The sequence below is a fragment of the Psychrobacillus sp. NPDC058041 genome (genome assembly GCF_042885655.1).
In the GTDB taxonomy this organism is placed as follows: Bacteria; Bacillota; Bacilli; order Bacillales_A; family Planococcaceae; genus Psychrobacillus.
In genome coordinates this window covers 1-25,059 of record NZ_JBHVRO010000001.1, presented here as the reverse complement: position 1 = coordinate 25,059, position 25,059 = coordinate 1, and the positions used below count along the sequence as shown (strand labels likewise).

The following is a 25,059-nucleotide window of genomic DNA, read 5'->3' as shown; positions in this document are numbered from 1 at the left end:
ATTTGGCCTTACAAGAGAAAGGCTTCCAGAAACCTTTTTAAAAAGGTATGTGGAAGCCACCACAGTAAAGAGCCATATGCTAAAAATTAACAATGCTCACACCTACTTTATTTTCATCAATTACGTCTCGGACTATATGCGCCCAAAGGCTAACTTAATTCAGTAAGGGGTAGCCCCCCCTGCTCCTGCGCTAACTTGTTGCAAAAACATTTACTGAATTAATTTTCGTATTCTTTCAGTAAAGCTAATACTTTTTCAGCGGTTTTTCCATCTCCAAATACTGGAGTATACGAAGGTGAAACTTGCTTTTGTACTGCTTCAACAATTTTAGTTGTATCCGTTCCTGTTAAGATATTTGCATCCTCTATTAATGTTTCTACCCACTCAGTTTGATCGCGAACAGTTACACAAGGAACTTCTGCAAAGTAAGCTTCTTTTTGAACCCCACCAGAATCTGTAACAATTTTTTTGGCATTCATTTCTAATGAAAGCATATCTAAATAGCCAACAGGTTCGATTACTTGTAAATTAGGGATTTGATCCAATTGGAATCCATAGTCCTCTAATTTTTTCTTCGTACGTGGGTGAATTGGCCATACTTTTTTGTCAGCAATTTGACTAAATGCATCTAAAATTGACTTCATCCGATCAACATCATCCGTATTTTCTGCACGATGTATTGTGATTAATAAATAATCTTTTGATTGTAATTCTTCCCGTTCTAATATAGTAGATGTAGATTCAGCAAGTGTTTTATTGTACAAAACAGCATCATACATAACATCCCCAATATTATAAACGCCATCCTTAATATTTTCGTTCGTTAAGTTTTGAATAGCTGTTTCCGTTGGACAAAGAAGTAAACTTGACACATTATCTGTTAAAATGCGGTTTACCTCTTCTGGCATTCTCTTATTAAAACTTCTAAGACCAGCTTCAATATGTACAATTGGAACATGAAGTTTTGCTGCAGCAAGTGCACCTGCAAGTGTAGAATTAGTATCTCCGTAAACAAGAACAAAATTCGGAGACTCTTTTAAAATAATCTCTTCGATTTTAGCAAGCATTTCACCAGTTTGTTTACCGTGGTTTCCTGAACCAATTCCTAAGTTATAATCAGGCTTAGGAATGTTTAGCTCATCGAAAAAGATATCAGACATATTTGCATCATAATGTTGTCCTGTATGGATGATTAACTCAGTTATCTCTTGGCGTAAAACGCGTGAAACAGGTGCTGCTTTAATAAATTGTGGTCTTGCACCTAATATGGTAAGAACTTTCATTTTGTTATCTCCTTCATCAGTTGAATCATATCTTTTGTGATAAATGAATTGATATTATATGGGTGCTCATATTTTTGCCCGTCTTTTTTAAACGTTAGCGATTTTACATATTGCTTGTACGTTGGATAAATACCAAACCATTCCATTGGTTCATCAAAATATTTTCTGTAAAGATTTTTCTTACGATATATTTTGCGCAATAAAGGATAGAGTAATCCATATTTATTTTTCAATGAATTTTCTGGGCCTGGCTTTTGAGGTAATGGGAAAAATTCAGGATACATTTTATGCAAAGTATAGTCATATAAATACTTTTTATATTTTAAATCCGCCGGAACTTTGCTGAAGAAATAAATCAAACGGTCATCCCATAATGGCATAGACCAATCCTGATCAAAAAATTCATAGACTCGAACGGAATTAATAATAAATTTTGCTTGTCTTTCTTTCCAGTTCCATTCATCAATAATCGAAGTAACCAGCTCATTAGTATAATTTTTATAATCGGACACATCTTTAGTAAGAGTTTTACCTATATTACTACTTATATGATCTATTCCACCTTGTTTTTGCCATAATCTGAAATGCTTTGGAACAATAAAATCTACTATATCCTTTTCAGTAAATTCTTTATCAATAATAGCTTCATATGGTAAATGACTTCCCCCTAAGAAGTCTAGTGAATGTCCGGGGATAAAAACAGCATTCTGTAAAGATTCTTCTTCCACCAATAATTTAGTACTCGGGAAGTCTTGTAGATGCGCTGCAGATGTTCCATTACTTGCAAATAAAACATAATCTTTCCACAGTTTTGATTTATAAAGTTTTTCCCACATAGCTTTGTCATATGCGAAATACTTCCATTTCAATCCTAAACGACCGGCAATTTCTTTACTTATAGTAGCTTCCCCATTACCTGGTCTACCGTACGTAAAAGTAATAATAGAATCAGTGAGTCCTCTATCTTTTAATAATAAGGCAATGATTCGTGAATCATATCCTCCACTGAGGGGAAGGACAATTTTTCTGTCAGCCAATCTTACTACCAAGTCATCGAATACTGTATTTAAAATATGAGAAAGCTCCTCAGCAAAACTATCAATTGAGTCAGGTTCTTTTTCTACTACATAGGAATAATATTGATGCTTCGATGCTTGTTCTGTTAATCGAACTATAGAAGCCACTTCAAGTTGAGACCAATCTTGAAATAATGTTTTCTCACCAACTACAAAGCCTGTCAATAAAAGCTCTTCTTCTGCATCTTTTCGAATCGTCATAGTAGAATTAGGTTCAAGATGATCCTGTACAATCCAAGCATCTGATTCGTCTAACTTGTAAAACAATGGAATAGACCTTTTTTTGTCTGTAACTAATATTATCTCGTTGTTAGTTTGCAATATGAGCGCAAACTCGCCATTCCAACTTGCAAAATTCATGAAAGAAAGCACTTCACCATCAAATAGACTTGCTAAGTTTTCATGGGTGACATATTGATTTTCATAGTAAAAATAACCTCTAAAAAAACCTTCATAGCCCTCACCTTTAATAGGATAAAAATCTTTATGCCTAAGGTTAGTTATACATTTCTTCGCCATGTCTTATCACCATTACTTTCTTTTCACAAAATATTTATCCATTCGTATCACAAGAATTAGGATGATAAATCCTATCCATACCCCTGCAATTAACCAACTATTTAAGTCTTTTACTTGAATATATACAATACTTGCAGTTGCTACAATTAAGCATAAGATTGTCCAAGCCATTTTAAACCCTGAAAACGGAACATAATAAAGCTTTTGACTTTTACGGAACACTAAAAACAATGCAACACAGTAAGAAGTGACGTATGAAATTACAGCTCCCCATATTCCATACATTGGTATAAACAGTATGCTTAAGATAACGCAAACTATCGCAGCTATACCAAAAGCAATGGAAACATGCTTCGTTTGTTTGGAATAAAAGATTCCTGTTGAAACAATCATATAAAAGAAGTTTATAAATGTTGCAATAGCTATTGGTGCTACGTATGGATAAGCAATCTGATACGGTTCCGCCAATATTAAAATAATTAAAGGCATAATCGTAGCGAGTAGCAATACCCCAAAACTTCCTATTATTAAAATAGCAGCATATAAAGTCGCAAATAATTGTGGACTGGATTCTTTATCCTTTAAAGACATAGAGAACGGGCGCCATGCTAACTGGACACCGCTAGTTAACAAAGTAATAAAAGTTGCAAATTTTACAGCAGTGCCATATATTCCTGATTCTTCAAAAGAAGTGAACTCTTTTAGGAAAAAAACATTTGAGTTGATAATTAACCAAAATGCAAGTGACGCTGGTACAAGAGGAGTTGCATATATTAATATTTTCTTTAAAATTGTCCAATCAAATATAGGACGCAAATATGGCATTGAAGGTTTTATCAATACTAAAATAATCAATCCAACACTTATTAGACGGGCGATTAATACACCTTCCACTGATGTCCAAATATATATCAGGAAAACAATTGATAAAACTGCAAATAATAGCATTTTTGTTACTGTAGTAATAACGACTTTCTTTGTTTTAAATTCATAACGAAGTATTGTTAAAACTAAAGTAATAATTGTATCTAAAAATAAAGTGGCAAAAGCGATATAAAATAAATTACTATAACCCTCTGAGTCTAAAAGTAACTTCGATAACCAATCTCCACCAAGAAAAAAGACTAGAAACAAAATAACCACAATCATTAAACGGAATGTCATAACGGATCGAACATATTTTTCTCTTGTTTCTTTATCCTTATACTCAAAATAATAGTATGCTAATGCCGAATCAGTCCCAAAGATAACTAAAAAAGTCAGCATAGAAACAAGTCGATCAATATAATCTAACATACCGTATTCAGCAAGACCAGATAGATAATAAGTATAGAATGGAAACAAAACAAAAGCGATCAGTTTCGTTCCTACATTCATAAATGCGTAAAGGAGCGAATCCGCTCCTAAACGTTTTAGCTGAGAAAACACTTAGAGTAGTTCCTCCTCAGGTACATTTTTTAAGAATTTAGCTGGGAACCCTTTAATGACTGTTTTCTCTTCCGTATCTTTAGTAACGATTGCTCCGGCTGCTACAAAGGTTTCTTCCGCAATTGTAATACCAGGAAGAATAATAGAAGCACCACCAACTCGAGCTCCTCTTTTTACAATTGCACCCTTAATTTTATCGAAACGTGCTTCTGTTCTACCCATAAAGTTATCGTTTGTTGTTGTCACACATGGTGCGATAAATACTCGATCTTCTAATGTAGAGTGGGCTGTAATATAAGAGTTCGATTGAATTTTTGTTCTATCGCCAATAGTTACAAAGTTTTCTACTGTAACATTACGGCCAATAATAACAAATGATCCAACTTCCACGTCTTCTCGTACAGTTGCCAAATCAGCGATTAATGTACTTTCACCAATAATTGCTCCTCTATATATAATCGTATTCGCTCCAACCGTACATTCTCTTCCAAGTTTAAGCGGAGGAATTTCTTTTGTAATTTGCATCGTACTTGTTTTAGCAGGTTTAGGTTGTTTTCCAACAACTGCTCCATCATCTATTGTTGTACCATCACCGATAATTGAGCCGGCATGAATCGTTACACGATTACCTACACGAACATTGTTACCAATTTCCGCGCCTTCTTCAATGACTGAGAAATAACCAACAGTTGTATTTTCGCCAAGTTTAGCAGTTTCATGTATAAAGTTCATGTTCACAGCCCCCTTAAAGTTTGATATAACGATTTGGAGTTTCGATTCCTTTGAATGCATTACGCGTATCAAAAATTACTTTTGATTTTTTCGCGATATTTGCATAGTCAAATGAACTATGATCTGTTGCTAAGATAACAATATCAGCTTCTTCTAATAACTCATCTGTTAATGTAGTTGTCTCTAGAACCTCACCATTTACTCTGAATTTATCAACATGTGGATCGATTGATTTGAAATCAGCCCCTTGTTGAATAAGTAATTCAATTAATTTTAATGATGGAGATTCACGCATATCGTCGATGTCTTTTTTGTAAGCTACACCAAGTAAAAGAACTTTTGCATTACGAAGAGCTTTTCCTTCATCATTTAATATTTGCATTGAACGAGTAATAACATAATCCGGCATCGAGTTATTAATTTCACCAGCTAATTCGATTAATTTTGTATGGTAGTTATACTCTCTTGCTTTCCATGTTAAATAGAATGGATCGATTGGAATACAGTGCCCTCCAAGACCTGGTCCTGGATAGAACGCCATAAAGCCGTATGGTTTTGTTTTTGCTGCATCAATTACTTCCCAAACGTCAATTCCCATTTTTTCACAAAGGACTGCCATTTCGTTTGCAAGTGCAATATTAATATGACGGAACGTGTTTTCAAAAATCTTTTCCATTTCAGCAATCGCTGGGCTTGAAACTTTATGCACGTCACCATCTAGCACACTGCTGTATAGCGCAGCTGCCACATTCGTACATTTTTCTGTAATACCCCCAACTACTTTTGGAGTATTTTTTGTATTAAAGCTCTTATTACCTGGATCTATTCTTTCAGGAGAATATGCGATAAAAATGTCTTCTCCAACAATAAATCCTTTATCTTCTAAAGCTTTTCGAATAATTTCTTCTGTAGTACCTGGGTAAGTTGTTGACTCCAGAACAACTAAAGTTCCTTTTTTTGCATATTTAGCAATTTCATGAACAGAACTTTCTACATAAGAAGTATCTGGTTGTTGATAGATATCTAATGGAGTTGGAACACAGATTGCTACTGCATCCACTGCGCTTATAGAACCATAATCCGATGAAGCTCTTAAATGACCAGACTCTACCATATCTTTCAAATCGTTATCGACTACATCACCAATATAGTTAATTCCTTTGTTTACTTGTTCTACTTTAGATTCTTGTACGTCAAAACCTATAACAGTGTAACCAGCTTTTGCTTTTTCTACTGAAAGTGGTAAACCTACATAACCTAGTCCAACTACACCAATTACGGCAGTATGATTTTCGATTTTTGCTAATAGTTCTTCATAATATGTAGACATTATTGTCTCTCCTTTTATTGTCAATCAGATTGTATATCTTATTAATTGTCCAGAAGTGTTGCACTTTCTAATTACGAAAAAGTAATACGTCTGCCTGTTTCAGATGATTCGATAATTGCTTCGATTAAACGAACCGGGTTATAACCATCTAGACCACTCACTGCTGGCTCTCGATTTTCATTAATCGCAGCTACCATATCTTCAATAATACAGTCATGCCCCTTCTTACCCCAAGGATCATTCTGGATTTTTGCTTTCAGAGCTTCTACTTCCTCTTCTTTATATCCTTCAACATCCCATGTTTCAATGAATAAAGCATTTTTTCCGCTAATTTTCACACTAGCAGTTTCACCAAAGATAGAAAGAGATTCTTCTAAGTTTTGTGGGTAGATAGTTGTTGCAGCTTCTACAACACCAAGCGCACCACTTTCAAATTCGATTAGCCCAGTTGCAACATCTTCTGTTTCGATATCACGGAATCTTGTCGATACCATACCTTGAACAGATTTCACCGGACCCATAAACCAAAGAAGTAAGTCTAAATTATGTATCGCCTGGTTCATCAAAACGCCACCATCAAACTTCTTCGTCCCTCTCCATGGAGCTTGGTCGTAATATTCTTGACCTCTATTCCACCGGACTGTTGCATTCGCATGGCTTAATTTACCCATTTCTCCTGCATCCATCAATTTTCTAACTTCCATAATTGCTGGACGGTAACGATTCGGATGTACGATAGCAAGTTTTACGCCTTCTTCTTCTGCTACTTCCATCATTTCTTTTGCATCTGAAGAATTTAATGCCATAGGTTTTTCGGTAATTATATGTTTTTTATACTTCGCAACTATTTTTGTCAAATTAGCGTGAAGGCCAGATGGCACACAAATATTCACAACATCAATTTGAGGGTTGTCCTGAAGCATTTTTTCTAAGTCTGTATATTTTAAAACATTTTCATCATCTAATACTAATCTGTCAGGGTTGTTATCACAAATGGCAAATAGGTTTGCGCCTTCTGTATTGCGGATAGCAGCTATATGCTTATCTGCGATGAAACCCATACCTACTATTGCAAATTGTATCATGCTCTTTTACTCCCTCTAGCTTCTAAAATATATTTCCATAAAGATAACACAAACAGTGTTAATAAAATCCCAAAAATAAATCCAGCAATTGTACCTTCTAAGCCATATGATTTTGTTTTTACAACAGTTGATTCCTTAGCGAGTGCAGGTTGTTCGTATGCGATAATATCATTTCGTACACGCTGCGTTGTAGCCAATGAATTTGTTAATTCCGATTCAGCTTGTAGTATTAAACTAGATAAATTATTTGCATCTGTTAAGTTCACCGAATTTTCAAGTTGTTTTTTATAACTAGCAATCGCTTCTTCCAAATTTTTAGCTCTTAATTCTTGAGTAGCAGCATATTTTTCCGTACCTTCAATAACTTTATTATTTTGCGCCATTAGAGCACCTAATAATTGATCATTGAACTGATTAAGCTCTTTTGTTACTTCTTCTTTATTATTCCCATAAGTTTCTGTTTTAATATAACTCCTGGTTGGGACAAATACATCTGTTTTTCCTGTAAAATGATTTCCATACTTGGTCATTATATGTTCAGGATTTGTTAATGCCTCTATCTTTACAGATCCTGTGAAGATAGTGCTCTTTCCTACGTAGTCTCCGTCTTTAGGAATTAACATAGAACCTAAAAATCCTAGGATAGCCACAATTACTGGGATAATAAGAAACCAAACCTTTTTCTTCCAAAAAAATTCTAATGAATCATATAATCGATAACTCTTATTTTCTGTCATTACACTTCTCCTTCAATACAGGCAGGTAGAGGGAAACGTATACACGTCTCCCTCTACCCATTCACCGTTTCATTATTTTTTAGCAAAAAACTCAGCAATTTTCTCTACCACGAATTTTTGTTGTTCTTCTTTTAACTCTGGGAACATTGGTAAAGAAAGTGCTTCATTTGCAGCTTTTTCAGCTTTAGGGAAATCCCCTTTTTTGTAACCTAAGCTTTCAAAAACCGGTTGAAGATGCAATGGTAGTGGATAATAAATCATAGTAGAGACACCATTTTCATTTAAGTAAGCTTGTAATTCGTCTCGACGATCAGTCAATATTGTATATTGATGGAAAACGTGATAGAAACCTTTTACTTTTACAGGTGGTTGAACAAACTCAGACACTTTTTCATTTAATAAACTTGTGTAAAAGTCCGCATGTTTTCTACGTTGCTCACCCCACTTATCTAAATGAGGGAACTTAACATTTAATATTGCCGCTTGCATTTCATCTAAACGACTGTTGTAGCCAAGTACATGATGGTAGTATTTTGGTTTACTTCCGTGTACTCGAATTACTTTACTCTTTTCCGCAATATCGTCATTGTTAGTAATGACCATTCCAGCATCGCCATAAGCACCAAGGTTTTTAGTTGGGAAGAAACTATATGTTGCTGCATCTCCTAGTTCACCTACTGTAAACTCTCCTTGCTTAGCACCAATTGCTTGAGCTGCATCTTCAATAACAATTAAGTTATGTTTATCAGCAATTTTACGGATGCTAACCATATCCGCCATTTGTCCATATAAATGAACCGGAATAATTGCTTTCGTTTTATCTGTTATATGTTTTTCAATTTCGTTAGGATCTAGATTAAAAGACACGGGGTCAATATCCGCATAAACTGGTGTTGCACCAGCTCTTACAATTGCTCCACCTGTCGCAAAAAATGTAAATGGTGTTGTAATTACTTCATCTCCAGCACCAATTCCTGCTGCTTGTAGAGCAATATGAATTGCATCACTACCATTTCCACACCCGATACCATGAGAAACATGGCTATACTTAGCGATATCCGCTTCCAATTTTTTTACGTTATTTCCTAAAATAAATTGTGAACTACTCATCACACTATCTAGTGCTTCTAATACTTCACTTTTTAAATTTGCATATTGTTCGGATAAATCTAACATTGGTACTTTCATTTCGTTTACACCAACCATTCAATGAATTATTTAATTAATATTAATATGTGAAAAGCACAAATTCCCTATTAGGAATTCTTTTAGACTGAATGAAACGCTTCTCATCTGCCTAAAAGCTAGTTGCGCTTATACCCAACAACCTTACGAAAAACAGATATTATTGGTCGATACTCATCATTTACGAGACCTATTTTTTCTGCAACAATCTCAAATGCAATCAAAATGAAAACCACAATAAAAATTGCCCATCTTAATGTTAGAGTTTCAAATGTAATCGCAGAGATACTAAAAATTAAACCAAAACCATATATCACCAATACTGTATCCCGATGTGATAACCCTAGAGCAAGTAATCGGTGATGTAAATGCGACTTATCAGCCACAGATATTGGCTTTCTATTTACAAGTCTACGAATAATCGCAAACGAAGTATCAAATATAGGTACACCTAAAATCATTACAGGAACGACAAAGCTAAACAATGTCACACTTTTAAACAAACCTAATAACGACAATATGGCAATTGAATACCCTAGAAACATGGAACCTGTATCTCCCATGAAAATCTTTGCCGGATGAAAGTTATGAAACAAAAATCCAAGTGTACTACCTAATAATATTAAGGAAAGTGTTAAAATCAACATTTTGTCTCCAGAAAATGCTAGAAACGCAATACTTGCAAATACAATGGAAGAAATACCCGCTGATAATCCATCCAAACCATCAATTAAGTTAATCGCATTTGTTATTGCTAAAATCCATAGTAATGTGACTACATACGAAAATATTCCAAGATCAAACACACCTAGAAAGGGAATATTTAATACTTGAATCGTTAAACCGCTACCCATTACTGCACAAGCAGCAAGTATTTGACCAGCCAACTTTACTTTTGCAGAAATTTCATACTTATCATCTATTATTCCCAAGACAATGATAATCAATGCACCAACAATTATTCCATTAATTTTTGCTTCATATAATCCTGCTACAAAATAACCTACTGTAACTGCAATAAATATTGCTAGTCCACCTAATCTCGGCATCACATTTTGATGAACCTTACGCTCGGAAGGTTTATCTACAGCTCCTATTTTATGTGCCAGTTTAATAACTAGTGGTGTAACAGCTATTGCCGTTACCAGTGATATGATAAAAGCAAGAAGTAATTTTATATCCAAAAATATCATCCTTGTCTTTATATTTAATTTTAACTTTACTTAGTAGAAGTATCCCATTTCTAGCGGCGATATCTACCATTCAGTGGATGTCCAGTCAACAGCTGAAGAAAGTCAAAGTCTTCGACGATGTCACTTATTTTAAAAGCTTATGACAATAAAAATAAAAATCCTAGCCATTAAACCGTGACGTAATTGTTAAATTAGTATGATCCATAATTAATAGACGAGTGAGCAATTTAAAAGTTTCCTACAATTAATGATTATACTATAAAAATAGAGTTGTAACCAAGTTTAATATAAAGAAAGAAAAGACTGACTTTTCGCTTCATTATTAGCGAAAAACAGTCTTTTCTATACTTAATTTGATAAAGATTACTTTTGAAACTTTAACACTAAGTAAAGCGAATAAAAACATTGTTTACTCACTATTATAGAAATTACGTTTATTATGAGAAGTCTGGCCAGTTTACCTGATACTTGTCATCATTAATTTGTTCAAGTGTTCGATACTTAAAAGGTAATAATTCATCCATTTGTAATACTTCTAATGCTCTTTCCAGAGGTAATAATTGAAAACTCTCATCTTCCTCAATGATTAAATAAGCACCAACTACTTCGCCTTTTTCTTTTGTATTTATTCGCATGAAAGCAGGAAAATACAAATCGTTTTTGGATTGGATAATTGATGAAGCGAGTATTACATTAGTACCGTCTGCAACTATATTGCCTTGATCAATTTTATCAAAAACTTTTAGTGCCCAAGCTTGGCGTTTATAATAACCAATCACTTTAGGGGCTTGGTCTTCAACAAAAGAACTAGATGAATGAATATTCCTGTTACTTTTATCTTTTGAAGTCATGTACTTCCCTCCATAGTTTGCAAAAAAATCCATACTAATTACATTATCACACTTCAAAAATTACCGCAATAACTAGATCTTTTTACTTACTATTAATCTTTATAAATAGCTTGGATATCATCAATAATTATTTCACCATTCGATTTATTGCTATTTTCAGTTTGCATATATCGAATTGGTAAATCCATTTTAAGTGGATAAGATAAGCCTGTTGGAACACTTGCCTCTACAAATCTCCAGTCAGTCCAATTGACATTTTTGTCTAGATCCAACTGAACAACTTTACCAGATGCATCTACTAATTGCGCTCTCAACCAGTTTCCTTTCCCATCACCTTTTACCCACATACCTATTTTTTTAGGTGGAGTACTAATTGTTAAGTTAGTTTTTGCTTTTATATACGCTCCAGAAGTACCAGATGTATTCGTAAAATCATAAACTAGTTTTATCGCTTTTGTTCCGTCACGATCATTCTTTGCTTCTTGGACTGAAACAGAATTTACTCGATCTCCAGTTGCTTCATAATTAAATATACCTTTATTAAAAGATTCTAATATAGTTGGAGCCACTTCACCGACAATAACCGGGATTGTAATAGATTTAGAACCATATTTTATTGAAATGGATCCTAATCCATCTTTATTTTGCGCAGTAAATTTACCATTCGCTTGAATTGCACCAACTGTAGAAGACCAACTAAATGCCGATGATTCTGTAAGAACAGCTTGTCCATTTTTCATTCCTTTTGCGGAAATTTGAATAGCCTGTCCTTTTTGTACTTGTAAGTAGCTTTCCGATGGGACAATACTGTCTAAAGTATTCGTTACTACTACTTTAATATTCGTTGTTTTCCCATCGAATGTTACAACTCCCCCGTAAATACCCGGACTTGCTGAAACAATTTGCTTACCTCCACTTGCCGTTAAAGCAGGTGAAGTTACTTTTCCGTTTCCTGACAATTGTACAGGATTCATATATTGATCGATACCTTTAACAGGAACGGACAAGTCCGCATAAGTAGCACCTTGGAATACTTCAATAACGTCTGATGTTGGTGCAATTGTATGCAAAGCACCTGTTTTATATTTACTAATGAATAATAAAGAGTTTGAAACGGATCGTTCATATCCGTCCGAAGGATTATTTATAACAGTTACTTTATTATCGCCTAGCTCTCTTGTAACAACAGTAGAAGATCCACCACCATCAAATGTCATTGCATAATTTGCCCCTAAATCTTTCATGAGTTTAGCGGTGTTTTGCAAACTCAAACCTTTACTATCATTTGATCTCCCATCGATAACCGCCGTAAAAATACTTCCATCTTTTCGGATACCTATAGCCGTACGTGGAGCAACACCTGCAACTTGGATCGTTTGAAGCGTTCCGTTTTTCACTAAATGATATCTTCCACTTACAGATTCTTGTACATCATTCCATTCAACAGGAGTAAAGGTTGTACTAATTTCAATTCTGTCTCCAACTTGAATAGTTTGCAAGAACTGACTAGCAAAGTTATGCCCAGATAAGATAATTTCATCTCTATTTAGAGTAGCATTACCTACACCCGTGACATTTTCAAGAACAGTTCCAGTCAATACTTCTTTACCATTTAATTTACCAGAATCTACTTTTATTCTTACTTCTGTACCGAGTTGGTTCGTATTAGTAGTTGCGGCAAAATCTCTCGTGTAAACCACTAATTGGTTTGCCAATCTTTTTCTATTGACAGAATTAATAGCATACAATTGTTGACCATTTACACTTACATTCATCGACACTTGAGGAGCGCCAATAATTGCTTTACCGTCTGACTTGATACCTAATACAGCTAATTCATTAATTGCAGTTTGTGGTGTGGACACAATGGAACCATTCATCATCATTAAATCAATTGGTTGTCCCTGACTATCAAAGTAATCTGCATTAACACCGGCAACAACATGATAAGAATCATTTTGTTCCACACTGTTCGCTTGGGATGATGTAGTTTCCAGTCCAATTAATTGATCTTTAGCAAGTTCTGTTTTTAGTTCAATATTAGTAGTTTTGTTATCATAATCTATAACAAATACATTTTGTTTTCCAATTTCACCATCAATATCAAAATACTTTTTCCGAATTCCCGGCGCTATTTGGGTAATAGATTGACTCAAAACCTTACCACCAGTTATGTTAGGTGTAGCTTCAGTCGGAAATAATTGAGATGGATTACTTGTTCCCGGAGTCGTAGTTCCTGTTGCTTTTGCTAACTCTTGTAATTTCGCTTTGGATGGTGTTTTGTAGTCTACATATCCGGTAATTTTAGTAATATACATATTACCGCCAAGTCCGTATTGACCACCATATAAATTATCATAGCGATATACTCGGTATTGCTCCCCTACTTTTAAAACTCTCTCAAAAACTAATCCGTTCGATGTACGTTTCCATAAATTAATTGGTTTTAATACTTTTATTTTACCTACTTGACCAGGAACCATTAAAATACCGTCCCAATAAACGTTAGTTGTTTGTGCCTCCGCTTGATTCGGTTGGAATAGTGCACCCGTGGCAATTGCAAAAATAACTAAAAAGTAAAGCAGTTTTTGTTTCATTAAATTAAGATTCTCCTTTTTTAAAAGAAATGTGCAAGTGTCCTTTAAGTGCATCTTATTTCTAGTATTTCCTGAGTGTTTTGGACAAAACATCTGCTACAATAACCGTTAGAGTTATGAATCGTGAAGTGATAACTTCACTTCACGATTCATTATTTTCGGTAATCTTGTGGCAGATGTTTGTCCGTCGTCATCTTGATTTATTTGAAATTCAGGTTGTTTTTGGTTTGGATAAAGCTTCCACTTATTGGTAAACGAAAGAAAGAACCAGTCCATTATTTTGCAGAAGCATATTGTCTTTCATTTTTGGATTGTTGATCGGAGCGGAAGGCGGTGACTCATAAGGGATTTACAAGTAAGTCAAGCCCTTGGACAGAGAACAGAGACTTGATACTCACCTCCTTGAAAGCATCCGACTTCACCTAAAATCATCAACCTGTTCATGACATAAGCTTTCTGCTTATTCTTTAAGAAATGCGCAAGCAACTATTCCTACCCCATCAAACATTGCCCAAAAACATTGCTCTGCTTATGCACTAAGAGTAAGATTTTCGTAGTTTAATGAATTCTTCTGAATTCACACTTCAGTTATTGCTGTTTCTTACGATTTTTTTCAATTGTGTATTTCCATAAATTACTTCCACCATCATAATAGTAAAGATCTCCATTAATATCTTTGGTAAGTCCATATACACCTTTATTTTTTAACCACTCTACAGTTAAGTTATCTTTAGTTACTCTGAAGAGTTTCCCTTCTACACTTCCGTAAATATACCCATCGTCACTCTCTACAATTTGCGCATTACGGAATCTACCTGAGATTAATGGCAATAGCTCAACGAATTTGACTTCTGTTTCTCTATCTGTATACACAAATAGCTTTCCATCTGCCATACCCCATACTTTTTTATTATTATCTACTATTAAACTAGTAATCATACTTGAGTCGAAAGGTAAATTAATGTAGATTTTATCCTCTGGATTTCTTCTATTAAAGTAGAATAATCTTGCACCTCTTGGATTGACTTGCTGATTCGCATGAATAGATGTTCCACCGAATACTTCAGATCCTCTGCTTACTAATGAAACAATGCTTTGGCTATATATATAATCCTCATATACTTCGACTTCTTTTGTAAAAGTATCATAAAATGCTAAATCTCCACCACCAACACTAGCATCTGGTAAAGTTCCAAAAATGATTTCTTTCCCATCGTTAAAAGGTGTGACAGCAGTTGTTCTTTCTTGACCATATTGACTCATTCTAATAATTTCTTTTGGATTTTCAGTGTTCCATGGTAGTGAGCGGTCATAAACTAACAATCTAGCAAGTGGATACGCTCCAATATACAGTTTGTTATTAATGTCAAACATCGTTTCAATTTGACTGACGTTTCGATATAACTCTTTATTTCCTGTTGCAACATCAAGTATGCCAAGTCCTCCTGACATGTATCCATTCGCAAAGATTTTTGTACCATCTGAGCTAGAGGCTAAAGTATAAAGTTCTACTGGTTGCTCCGGCAAATCAAATTGAAGATAATTTATTTCTTCCGTTTGTGGATTGTACTCAAACAATTGACCTAAATTATCTACCATTCCAGACAATATCCATTCCTTAGATGAGTTTTCGTAAGATTCATCAAAAACTAGTTTTTGAGGTGTTGTAGATTTCTTGGATGAAATATTTTTATCATATGGAGTAACAAGTGGAATATTTTCTTTAACCCCTTCATTGTGAGTTGGTGATTCTTCAACAGTCTTTGAATCTCTCATAATAAAGTCTAAGTTAACAGCTTCTGTTCCTTTTGGTAAAAATAAGTCAAGTTCAGTATGCTTTTTTGTGTCAAAATCATATTTTATTAATTGTTGCGCTTTTGTATAATAGATAGACTTTCCATCAGGTGACAATGTTGAAACAGTTTTAGAATTTAAGTCAAACTCGTCTTCAATTTTAAGTGTTTTTCTATCGAAAATTACGGCTTTATTAGATGGATGCAGCCTCGCAACTATATACTTATCTGTTAGAATTAGATCTTGTGCATATTTTTCAGACATATACTTCGCTGGCAGGAAAGAAGTAAAATTTTTAGATTTAGGTTTCTTTACTAGCAAATCCATTGGAGATCCAATAGAAACAAAGATTTCATCTGTTTTTTCATCGGCTGCTATAGCTTTTACAAATTCTCTTCTTTTGCGAATTTGACCAAACTCTTCAATTTCTTTTGTTTGTATGTCATATGTCGCAAGTGATCCCCCATAAGCAGAACCAGCATAAATTTTATTTCCTTCAACAATTAAATCTTGAATAGACGTATCACTCTTGTTTGAAAAAATCGCCCCATGTTTTTCGAAATCCTGGGTATTTGGATCGTAACTATAAAGTACGCTTGATACAGATCCGCCGATCCAGAGCTTTCCGTTCTTATCTACATCTAATCCCCAAGCACTTTTAGAATCTTCTAATGTAAAACTATGTACAATTTCTTTAGTTTGATAATCTACAACTACTAAAGCTGATGGAGAGCCGTGCATGATGTAATAAATAAAGTATTCTCCCTTGTTATTAGCAGCAATCTTTGATGAAATAGCAGAAGATTTATAAACCATTGGTCCTAAGTTTTCATGACCTTCTAATTCCACTTCTTCAGTTGGAACCTCTTCTATAACATCTTCCAACCATTCTTCGACATTACCTTCAACCTCTAGCACTTCTTCCGTATTTCCACTACCGATATTTAGGTTTAAATTTTCTTCTGCATTCGCAGTACTTCCTATGGGTGTTGCTAACATTGCAGCAATCATAGGAATATAAATTTTCTTCAAAATAAAACCCCCTTATTATTTATACTAATATTAACATCAATTGGTAACTTTTGAAACTTTTTTTGTAATATATTTGAAATACTAGAAATAAAACTTGAAAATGCTTGCTAGATTATTTCATGTTATAATAGAATATGGAATTTAAAAGTAGGGAGAATGAACATGCTACATTCTATTAAGAAAATGATTTCTGGAGAAGTAATCGAACTAAAACAGCTTAAAAAAATTGTTTCTAAAATAAATACATTAGAAGATTCATTTACAAATAAAAAAGATGAAGAGTTAAAAGCTTACTCAGAAAGTTTCCGTGAACAGTTAAATAATGGAGTTTCTCCAGAGGAATTAATTGTGGAAGCATTTGCAGTCGTAAGAGAAGCTTCAAAACGTGTGCTTGGTAAACGTCATTATGACTCGCAGTTAATGGGCGGTGCTGTCTTAACACAATCTCAGATTGCTCAAATGCAAACAGGCGAAGGAAAAACATTAGTAGCTACTCTTCCCGCATATGTAATGGCTTTGTATGGAAAAGGGATGCATATTATTACAGCGAATGAATATTTGGCTAGTAGAGATTTCGATGAGATGAAACCTCTTTTTGAATACTTAGGATTAACTGTAGGTTTAAATATTTCTGGAATTGAACGAGATGAAAAACAAGCAGCATATAATTGCGATATTACTTATGGAACTGGAACTGAATTTGGTTTTGACTACTTAAGAGATCACATGGTGCAAAGTGAAGGTGAACTTGTTCAGCGTCCTCTTTTTTATGCTTTAATCGATGAGGTTGATAGTATATTAATAGATGAAGCAAGAACTCCTTTGATTATTGCAGGTAAATCTAATGCAAGTTTAAATCTATTTCCAATTATGCATCTTGTAATTGACTCTTTTAAAGATAACGAAGACTATAATTATTATCCTGAAACGAAACAAATTGTATTGTTGGATAATGGGGCAGACCGCCTAGAATCAGCCTTTGGGATTGACAACGTATATGATAGTGAGCACCGTGAGTTTATGCATATCGCTATGCAAACACTTCGAGCTAAAGTCATAATGCGTAAAGATGTGGATTATATTGTAAAAGAAGATATGATTATGATTGTTGATCCATACACAGGACGTATAATGGAAGGTCGCACATTTAGTGATGGACTACACCAAGCAATAGAAGCAAAAGAAAAAGTTACAATTAAAGAAGAAAATAATACACAAGCTTCTGTGATGATTCAGCATTATTTTAGACTTTATAAACAAGTCTCCGGCATGACAGGTAGTGCCGTACCTTCTCGTGAAGAGTTTTGGGAGACTTATAATCTAAGAGTAACTGAGATTCCAACGAATAAACCAAACAAACGAGTGGACTTGGAAACTCTTGTTTATTTAACAGCTGAAGATAAAATGAAAAAGATTGTGGAAGAAACACAAAAATACCATGAAATTGGTCGCCCAGTATTGATTGGTACTACTTCCATTGAGCAATCTGAAAAATATTCTGCAACCTTAAAAGAACTTGGAATTGAACATTCTATACTAAATGCAAAGACAGTAGAAGACGAAGCAGAATTAATTTCGAATGCGGGACAACTGAATAAAATTATGCTTGCTACTAACATGGCAGGACGAGGAACGGACATCATATTAGGTGAAAGCGTTGCAGAGTTAGGCGGGCTACATATTATTGGTACTGAACTCCATAGCAGCGCTCGTATTGATATGCAGCTCCGCGGTCGTGGTGGTCGTCAAGGAGACCCAGGTAGCACACAATTTATCGTTTCACTAGAAGATGAACTTTTTTATTACTATGATGAAGACGAATTCGCTAAATATAAAGACAAAGTGAAAACAGATGGGTTAGGTTTAATCCTTTCTCCTAATCCAACGAAATTTGTTTACAATGTACAAAATGTTATTGAAGGCATGCACTTCTCTAGCCGTTCTCATCTTTTAAAACTGGACGATATCAACAACGACCAACAAAAAGTAATGTATAATTATCGAGAGAAAGCATTAGACCTTGAAAATATGCAAGCACTCATCATTGATGCCATGCATGAACGTCATAGCGCTCTTGTAGAGGAACTTTCCGAGTTAAATTTAGACAATGTGAACCAATCCTCTAGCTTTAATGAAATAATTGACGAGGTTAAAATTATCTCTTTACTAACTTCTAACGATGAAAATAGATATGATTCACTCGATAAAGAGAGCAAAGAACAACTAAAAAAAGCATTGGATAAAGTCTATAAAGAAGCTATAGAAATTTCAAGTAACGCTAGTACAGAAGATGAAATCTGGAGTAATATTCAAACCATTTATATGGAAGTATTGGACAGACTATGGATAACTCATTTAGGTAATCTCCATCATTTAAGAGAAGGCATTAGCATACGAGGATATGGGCAAGAAGATCCATACCGACTATATTCTTTTGATGCACTTCATTTATTCAACGAAATGCTTCACACTTTCTTTAGAGATATCATCCGATACTATTTACAACTGAATGCAACTAAAATAGAGGAATAAAGAAGGTCAGTACAAAGGATAATATCCAATGTACTGACCTTTTTCATCTAGTTTGTTAACAGGTCAAGTAATAACAAGTCTCCTACTTTTAACTAAAACTTAATATTATATCTCCATACATCCCCACCAGATGTAAAATAAATATTACCGTCTCCTCCTAATGCAACCCCATTTGCTTGTTGGTTTCCACTAAGCATTTCAATTTTATAAGAGGTTGAGTGAATACGAAATAATTTATTTTCTATCGTTCCGTACATGAAACCATCTTTTCCATCTATTATAGTTCCATTTCTAATTTGCCCACTTGTTCGACTTACCACCGGAATAGATTTTGTTATTTTTGTGTTTGGATTGTACATAAAAACTGTCCCATCTGCTATTCCCCAAATAGTAGAAGAAGGACCATTGGCGATTGCAGAGATAAGTCTCGGTTTTGCAATTGGAGATGGTAACTCTTCTGGTTTTGCATTAATATCTTTAGCCGGAATTCTAAAGAATTTCGCTGTACCAATGCCTTCAGCATTACTATTTGCAAATGTAGAAGTTCCTCCATAAAAATAGCCATTAAAATATGTTAATGAAACAACACTTTGATTTTGGAAAAGTACTTTTCGATGAGATACTTTTTTTGTACTCAAATTATAATAGCTGAGACTTCCAGATATAGTTCCTTGACTTGGATGCGATCCTACCGCAATTATTTTTTCTTTTGGAGCAATAGCTAAGGAAATTGGTCTTTTTTGACCCATTTGTGCCACTGAAAAAATAGAGGTACCGTAGGGATTAGTTTCAGGATGATAATACATTACTTCCGCAGTTGGATAAACACCAAAATACATTCCTCCATTGTAAGGGACCATTCCCTCTACTTGTCCAATTCCCGCAATTTGTATTTTCTTTTTATCAATTGGATTATAAATAGATACTTGTCCAGAAACATAGCCACTTGTAAATATTTTTCCATTATTATCAACACCAATTGTATGAATTGGAACACTTTGTTCCGGCAATTTTAATTTCTCAATTTCAACATTCTTATTAGAGATATTATATAAAAGATGTGTGCCTGTATTTCCTAATAAACCAGTTAGCATAGTTTCACCAGAAGGTAATTTAACAAAATCTAATGATACCGCTTCTGTTCCTGCTAAATTAATCTTCATATCTTCTACAATTCTCGTTTTTGTATTAAATCGATACAAACTAGTGGAAGATTTCTGCATATATGAATAGTAGACATTTCCATCCATTGGAGAGGCAGATGAAACTCCACGAGATCCTCCAGGAAGTTCTTTAATCATCTTATTCGTGTTAGCATCGAATACTAATATTTTCTTACTTGGACTAACTTTTGCAAATATTAAGCCCTGTACATAATCTAAATCATATACATCGCTTTCATTTTTATAAGCAGCAGGTAAGATTTCAACTTTTTTATTTGTTTTTAAATCCCAAACGATTAGAGATGCTTTGGAACCAGATCCAACAAATAATCGATTGCTCCCTGTTTGAAAGGCTAGACTTCGTGCATTCTTTTGATCACCAGTTACTGTTCCCAGTGTTGTAAATTTCCCATTTTGATATTTAAATACTTTTCCATTTGGTGCTGTACTACCATAGATAGCATCACCCACAACTTCTAAATCTAATATAGATGTATGACTGTTATCTGGTGTACCATGATTCGTAAGTTTCTTAGTAGTTGGATTATAACTATATAAAGCAGCTGTAGGGGTTCCTCCTATCCAGGCCAGTCCATTTTTATCCGTTGTGATAGCCCAAGCAGCAGTTGAATTTGGTAATTTCACTTCATCCATTAATTCTTTTTCGGGCAACTTATATACAGCTAGAACTGCAGGCTCACCTTGAAGAATTACGTATTGATAGGGTACCCCATTGGCACTCGTGGCAGCTCCACTCATCGCAATAGTTCTAACAAAAGAAGGACCAATCTTTTCAATTATTCCCTTACTATTAGTTACCGCTGACACTTGAGAAACAATAAATAAATTAATAAACAAAATTGATAATACAAAACTAAATATCTTTTTCATAAAAAAACTCATTCCTCCATATACAATCTACCACCCTTATATACTTCGGCAAAATTCTTCAAAATTATATTCATGTTTTGTTTTTAAGGTTTAATTTCACTAGATTAAAAGCATACTAAAGTGGAAACGTATTAATAATTTAATCCTTTTTTTCATATTTTTAATAACAAAACAACAAAATATAGTCATTATTGCTAAATAGAAACGAGGTTCCTTATGTCAAAGAAAGTAATTTGGATTACGCTTATTTCATGTTTTTTAATAGGTGGAGTTGTATTTGCAGCTACTTTATATAATGATGTTTCTACTACAATCCAAACAATACAAGAACCAGAAATTCGTAAGATTTCCGAATTAAGAACTACCGAAGTTGAACTAGAAAAAAAAGAACCTTTTTCTCTTCTTATACTTGGTGTCGACGAACGTGAAAATGATAAGGGACGATCTGATACAATTATTGTTCTAACAGTTAACCCATCAAATGATTCAACGAAAATGGTCAGTATACCAAGGGATACCTATACAGAAATTATCGGTAAAGATAAGTTAGATAAAGTTAATCACGCCTATGCATTTGGTGGCATTGATATGGCCTTAAATACTGTGGAGAATCTACTAAACATTCCTATTGACTACATTCTTCAAATAAATATGGAAAGTTTCTTGGAGATTGTAAATATCGTTGGAGGGGTTACAATCGAAAATGCAAAAGCTTTTGAGGTTAATGGATATACTTTTTCTAATGGAACAATCCATTTAAACGGGGAGCAGGCATTAGATTATGTTCGAATGCGAAAGGACGATCCACTTGGAGATTTTGGAAGACAGGCGAGGCAGAAACAAGTTCTCCAAGCCGTTTTAAAGGAAGGTGCATCTATTAATAGCTTATGGAAATACAAAGATTTCTTATCAACCATCCAGCAAAATATCCGAACAAATATGACATTTGAACAGATGATAGACATACAAAGAGGCTATAAAAATACAATAACTAAAATCGAACCGATAGCATTCGAAAAAGGCGAAGGAAAGAGAATCGATGGTATTTGGTATTATATAGTAGATAAAGAGGAGTTGGCTAACATCACCTCGGAATTAAGGCAGCATTTGGAATTGGAATCAGGTGGAGACTTTTTGCACTCGCAATGAACCCAAACTGTAGATAAACTCGACAACAATTGAGTTTGCCTACAGTCATTTTTTTAAAACGGAAAGACACTCTCTTTCCATGGTCGAACCATCAAGACTATTTGGCCAACAGGATTTTTGGTTATGAGCGTCTCCTCTGAACGAGGCCCACTTAGCCTTCCTATATGAGCTCTTTGCATTGGCAATGAGCCATCCTTATGAAGGACAAGACAAATCACGCTCTCCAGTCATCTTTGGATAAACTTTTCTAACCGATCTAATCCTTCTTCAAGTACTTCCATGGAGTAGGCATAGGATATTCGAATATATCCTTCCCCATAATGTGTAAATGTACTCCCTGGAACAACTGCTACTCCCCCTTCGTGTAATAGCTTCGTAGCAAAATCAAAGGAATTCATGTTGAATCTTTTAATAGAAGGAAAAATATAAAACGCACCATTTGGCTTTTCAACAGGCAGTCCCATTGTAGTTAATCGCTTGAATACATAGTCACGCCTTTTTATATATTCCACATTCATCTCGCTTGGTGTATCTTTTGAATTCCTTAACGCTTCAATCGCTGCATATTGACCAGGTACAGAAGCACAAATGGTATTAAATGCATGTACTTTAACAACTTGCTCCATGACTTCTGAAGGTCCCATTAAAAATCCAATGCGCCATCCAGTCATCGAATGTGATTTAGATAAGCCATGTATAAAAAATAATTTATTTCTTAATTCTGGATAAGCTGCAAATGAAACATGATTCCCAGAAAAAGTGTTTTCACTATAGATTTCATCCGTTAAAATATATACATCTTTGTCTTTTAAAACGCTTACGAGTTCATCTACAGTTTCTTTCGTCAAAACGACACCTGTTGGATTAGAAGGATAATTAAAGAAAACCGCCTTTGTTTTTTCAGTAATCAGCTCTGCCAATTTTTCAGCAGATGGTTGAAAATTTGTTTCTGTCGTATCTAAATAAACAATCTTTGCACCGCAAAAATGAATGATTGGTTCATATCCTGAATAGCAAGGAGCAGGTAATATGACCTCGTCCCCTTCTTCTAATATTGTCCGAAAGACTGTATCAATTGCCTCACTTGCCCCATTTGTAATAACGATTTCATTTTGCGGGTCATATGAAAAATCATATTTATTCGTAAAAAAGGTGTTCACTGCTTCTCTTAGTTCAAGAATTCCAGCATTGTGTGAATACCCAGTTAAGTTTTGTTCTACTGCTTGTATGCCAGCATTTTTCACTGCTTGAGGCGTCGGAAAATCCGGCTGTCCAATTGTTAAATTAATCGCATTCGGAAAATGAACTAACTGATTAGAAAACTGACGTATACCTGGTACCTTTAACACTTTAGCACGTGGATTCAAATCTAGAGACATTTCAAGCCATCCTTCTTCCTCTATAAAAATATTATACTTTCAATGGATAATATACTGCTTACGCTTATCATATATAACAGGAATTAGCTTGTAAATGAGAATTATTAGAATAATAAAAAAATAAGCACAAAAAAATGGCTATACAACAAAGTTAAATGTTGTATAGCCATTTTTTTATTGTTACATCTGATCAGTTTCAACACTTACTTGCCATTCAATACCAAATCTATCTTTTAAATTGCCATAACATTTACTAAAAAACGTTTCTTGAAGCTCAGCCCCTACTTTACCGCCTACTTTAAGCGCTTCAAAAACAGATCTAATTTCATTTTCATCTGCACTAACGAATGCTAAGCTAACATTATTACCTTCAATAAAAGGAGATCCCGGAAAAACATCTGAAAACATTATGTTGCTTCCACCTATGTTAAGTCGAGTGTGCATTACTAAATCTTTTGCTTCCTCTGGTAATACGTAATCTGGACTTGGAGGCGCTTCACCGAAAGTCATAATTTGTGGTTTTTCGGTCTTAAAAACCTCTGCATAAAACTCTGCAGCATCGCGACAATTCCCATTAAAATTTAGATATACATTAACTGCCATTTGGAACACTCCTCTTTTTTCACATTATTCATTCAATAATGAATGTCAACAATATTGTACCATTTAACACTCAAAACATAACTCATTTTTAGGCATTTCTGTTCAATTATTTTTAACCTAGTTACAATTAATGGCACTTCGATACCAAATTCTCGAAGTCGAGACCAATTTGGACCGAGCCACAACCAAGTTTCACAAAACCGAGACCAATTTCTCCAAACTCGCAACCAAATTCAGAAAACCAAGATCAATTTATTCTCCAACAAGGAAAACCGGCCAAAAAACGCCCGGTCCTATTAAGAAGAGTAACTTTGAAATTCTGTTGATTTCCGCTACGGCAAATTTGAAGGAGAAAATCCTAAAAAAGTAATTAATTTTAAAGGTGATTATTGATAGGTCCCCTTGTTTAGTGTTCATTGTTGCTTGGAGTGCAGGTGCTCGACTCCTGCGGGAATAGCAGATGTTTTTCTGCACCGAAAGCGAAGCGGCAGGTGCATGAG

At 34.5% G+C, this 25,059-nt stretch carries 18 protein-coding genes; 2 read left to right on the top strand and 16 right to left on the bottom strand.

What is annotated here, in order from left to right:
* Window positions 1–218 precede the first annotated feature (218 nt).
* The 12 genes from wecB to ACFVR1_RS00035 all read right to left on the bottom strand — a co-directional run bounded on the left by wecB (window position 219) and on the right by ACFVR1_RS00035 (window position 16,842).
* On the bottom strand, window positions 219–1,283 hold the full coding sequence (gene wecB / locus ACFVR1_RS00090) for a non-hydrolyzing UDP-N-acetylglucosamine 2-epimerase (protein ID WP_387578794.1): 1,065 nt from the start codon (window positions 1,281–1,283) through the stop codon (window positions 219–221).
* Window positions 1,280–2,878, bottom strand: a complete 1,599-nt coding sequence (locus ACFVR1_RS00085; protein ID WP_387578792.1) for a 7-cyano-7-deazaguanine synthase — start codon at window positions 2,876–2,878, stop codon at window positions 1,280–1,282. The genes wecB and ACFVR1_RS00085 overlap by 4 nt, the downstream gene beginning before the upstream one ends.
* A 12-nt stretch (window positions 2,879–2,890) precedes the next feature.
* Complete coding sequence (locus ACFVR1_RS00080; protein WP_387578790.1) at window positions 2,891–4,306, bottom strand: lipopolysaccharide biosynthesis protein; 1,416 nt, start codon at window positions 4,304–4,306, stop codon at window positions 2,891–2,893.
* Window positions 4,307–5,038: an acyltransferase gene (locus ACFVR1_RS00075; RefSeq protein WP_387578788.1), complete on the bottom strand. Its 732-nt coding sequence runs from the start codon at window positions 5,036–5,038 to the stop codon at window positions 4,307–4,309. It lies immediately after the preceding gene.
* A 13-nt stretch (window positions 5,039–5,051) separates the two neighbouring features.
* The gene (locus tag ACFVR1_RS00070) at window positions 5,052–6,368 is read right to left on the bottom strand and encodes a nucleotide sugar dehydrogenase (protein ID WP_387578786.1); all 1,317 of its coding nucleotides are present in this window, start codon (window positions 6,366–6,368) and stop codon (window positions 5,052–5,054) included.
* Between the two features lie 71 nt (window positions 6,369–6,439).
* A complete protein-coding gene (locus ACFVR1_RS00065; protein ID WP_387578784.1) occupies window positions 6,440–7,453 on the bottom strand; it encodes a Gfo/Idh/MocA family protein in 1,014 nt (337 codons plus the stop codon).
* Window positions 7,450–8,190, bottom strand: coding sequence for a hypothetical protein (locus tag ACFVR1_RS00060; RefSeq protein ID WP_387578782.1), 741 nt, complete (start codon window positions 8,188–8,190; stop codon window positions 7,450–7,452). Before ACFVR1_RS00060 ends, ACFVR1_RS00065 begins: the two co-directional genes overlap by 4 nt.
* A 72-nt stretch (window positions 8,191–8,262) precedes the next feature.
* Window positions 8,263–9,378, bottom strand: a complete 1,116-nt coding sequence (locus ACFVR1_RS00055) for a DegT/DnrJ/EryC1/StrS family aminotransferase (protein WP_387578780.1) — start codon at window positions 9,376–9,378, stop codon at window positions 8,263–8,265.
* Window positions 9,379–9,494: 116 nt separating this feature from the next.
* Window positions 9,495–10,559 (bottom strand): glycosyltransferase family 4 protein, encoded by a 1,065-nt coding sequence (locus tag ACFVR1_RS00050; protein ID WP_387578778.1) that lies wholly within the window; start codon window positions 10,557–10,559, stop codon window positions 9,495–9,497.
* Window positions 10,560–11,005: 446 nt separating this feature from the next.
* Window positions 11,006–11,419: a hypothetical protein gene (locus ACFVR1_RS00045; protein WP_387578776.1), complete on the bottom strand. Its 414-nt coding sequence runs from the start codon at window positions 11,417–11,419 to the stop codon at window positions 11,006–11,008.
* Between the two features lie 92 nt (window positions 11,420–11,511).
* Window positions 11,512–14,016, bottom strand: a complete 2,505-nt coding sequence (locus ACFVR1_RS00040; protein ID WP_387578774.1) for a phosphodiester glycosidase family protein — start codon at window positions 14,014–14,016, stop codon at window positions 11,512–11,514.
* Window positions 14,017–14,604: 588 nt separating this feature from the next.
* The gene (locus tag ACFVR1_RS00035; protein ID WP_387578772.1) at window positions 14,605–16,842 is read right to left on the bottom strand and encodes a ligand-binding sensor domain-containing protein; all 2,238 of its coding nucleotides are present in this window, start codon (window positions 16,840–16,842) and stop codon (window positions 14,605–14,607) included.
* Window positions 16,843–17,004: 162 nt separating this feature from the next.
* On the opposite strand from ACFVR1_RS00035, the gene secA reads away from it, so the two are divergent.
* A complete protein-coding gene (secA, locus tag ACFVR1_RS00030) occupies window positions 17,005–19,374 on the top strand; it encodes a preprotein translocase subunit SecA (RefSeq protein WP_387578770.1) in 2,370 nt (789 codons plus the stop codon).
* A 92-nt stretch (window positions 19,375–19,466) separates the two neighbouring features.
* Here the strand turns inward: secA and ACFVR1_RS00025 are convergent, their stop codons facing one another.
* On the bottom strand, window positions 19,467–21,428 hold the full coding sequence (locus tag ACFVR1_RS00025; RefSeq protein WP_387578768.1) for a DUF5074 domain-containing protein: 1,962 nt from the start codon (window positions 21,426–21,428) through the stop codon (window positions 19,467–19,469).
* A 216-nt stretch (window positions 21,429–21,644) separates the two neighbouring features.
* Here ACFVR1_RS00025 and ACFVR1_RS00020 point away from each other — a divergent pair, with 216 nt between their 5' ends.
* Window positions 21,645–22,577 carry an LCP family glycopolymer transferase gene (locus ACFVR1_RS00020; protein ID WP_387578766.1) on the top strand — a complete coding sequence of 311 codons (933 nt, stop codon included), beginning with the start codon at window positions 21,645–21,647 and terminating at the stop codon, window positions 22,575–22,577.
* Window positions 22,578–22,804: 227 nt separating this feature from the next.
* Here the strand turns inward: ACFVR1_RS00020 and ACFVR1_RS00015 are convergent, their stop codons facing one another.
* The 3 genes from ACFVR1_RS00015 to ACFVR1_RS00005 form a co-directional block, all read right to left on the bottom strand.
* On the bottom strand, window positions 22,805–23,956 hold the full coding sequence (locus tag ACFVR1_RS00015; RefSeq protein WP_387578764.1) for an aminotransferase class I/II-fold pyridoxal phosphate-dependent enzyme: 1,152 nt from the start codon (window positions 23,954–23,956) through the stop codon (window positions 22,805–22,807).
* Window positions 23,957–24,136: 180 nt separating this feature from the next.
* Entirely contained in the window at window positions 24,137–24,559 is a 423-nt protein-coding gene (locus ACFVR1_RS00010) for a VOC family protein (RefSeq protein ID WP_387578762.1), read from the bottom strand.
* A gap of 252 nt (window positions 24,560–24,811) precedes the next feature.
* Window positions 24,812–25,059: hypothetical protein (locus ACFVR1_RS00005; RefSeq protein ID WP_387578759.1), on the bottom strand; the 248-nt coding region annotated here is incomplete at its 5' end.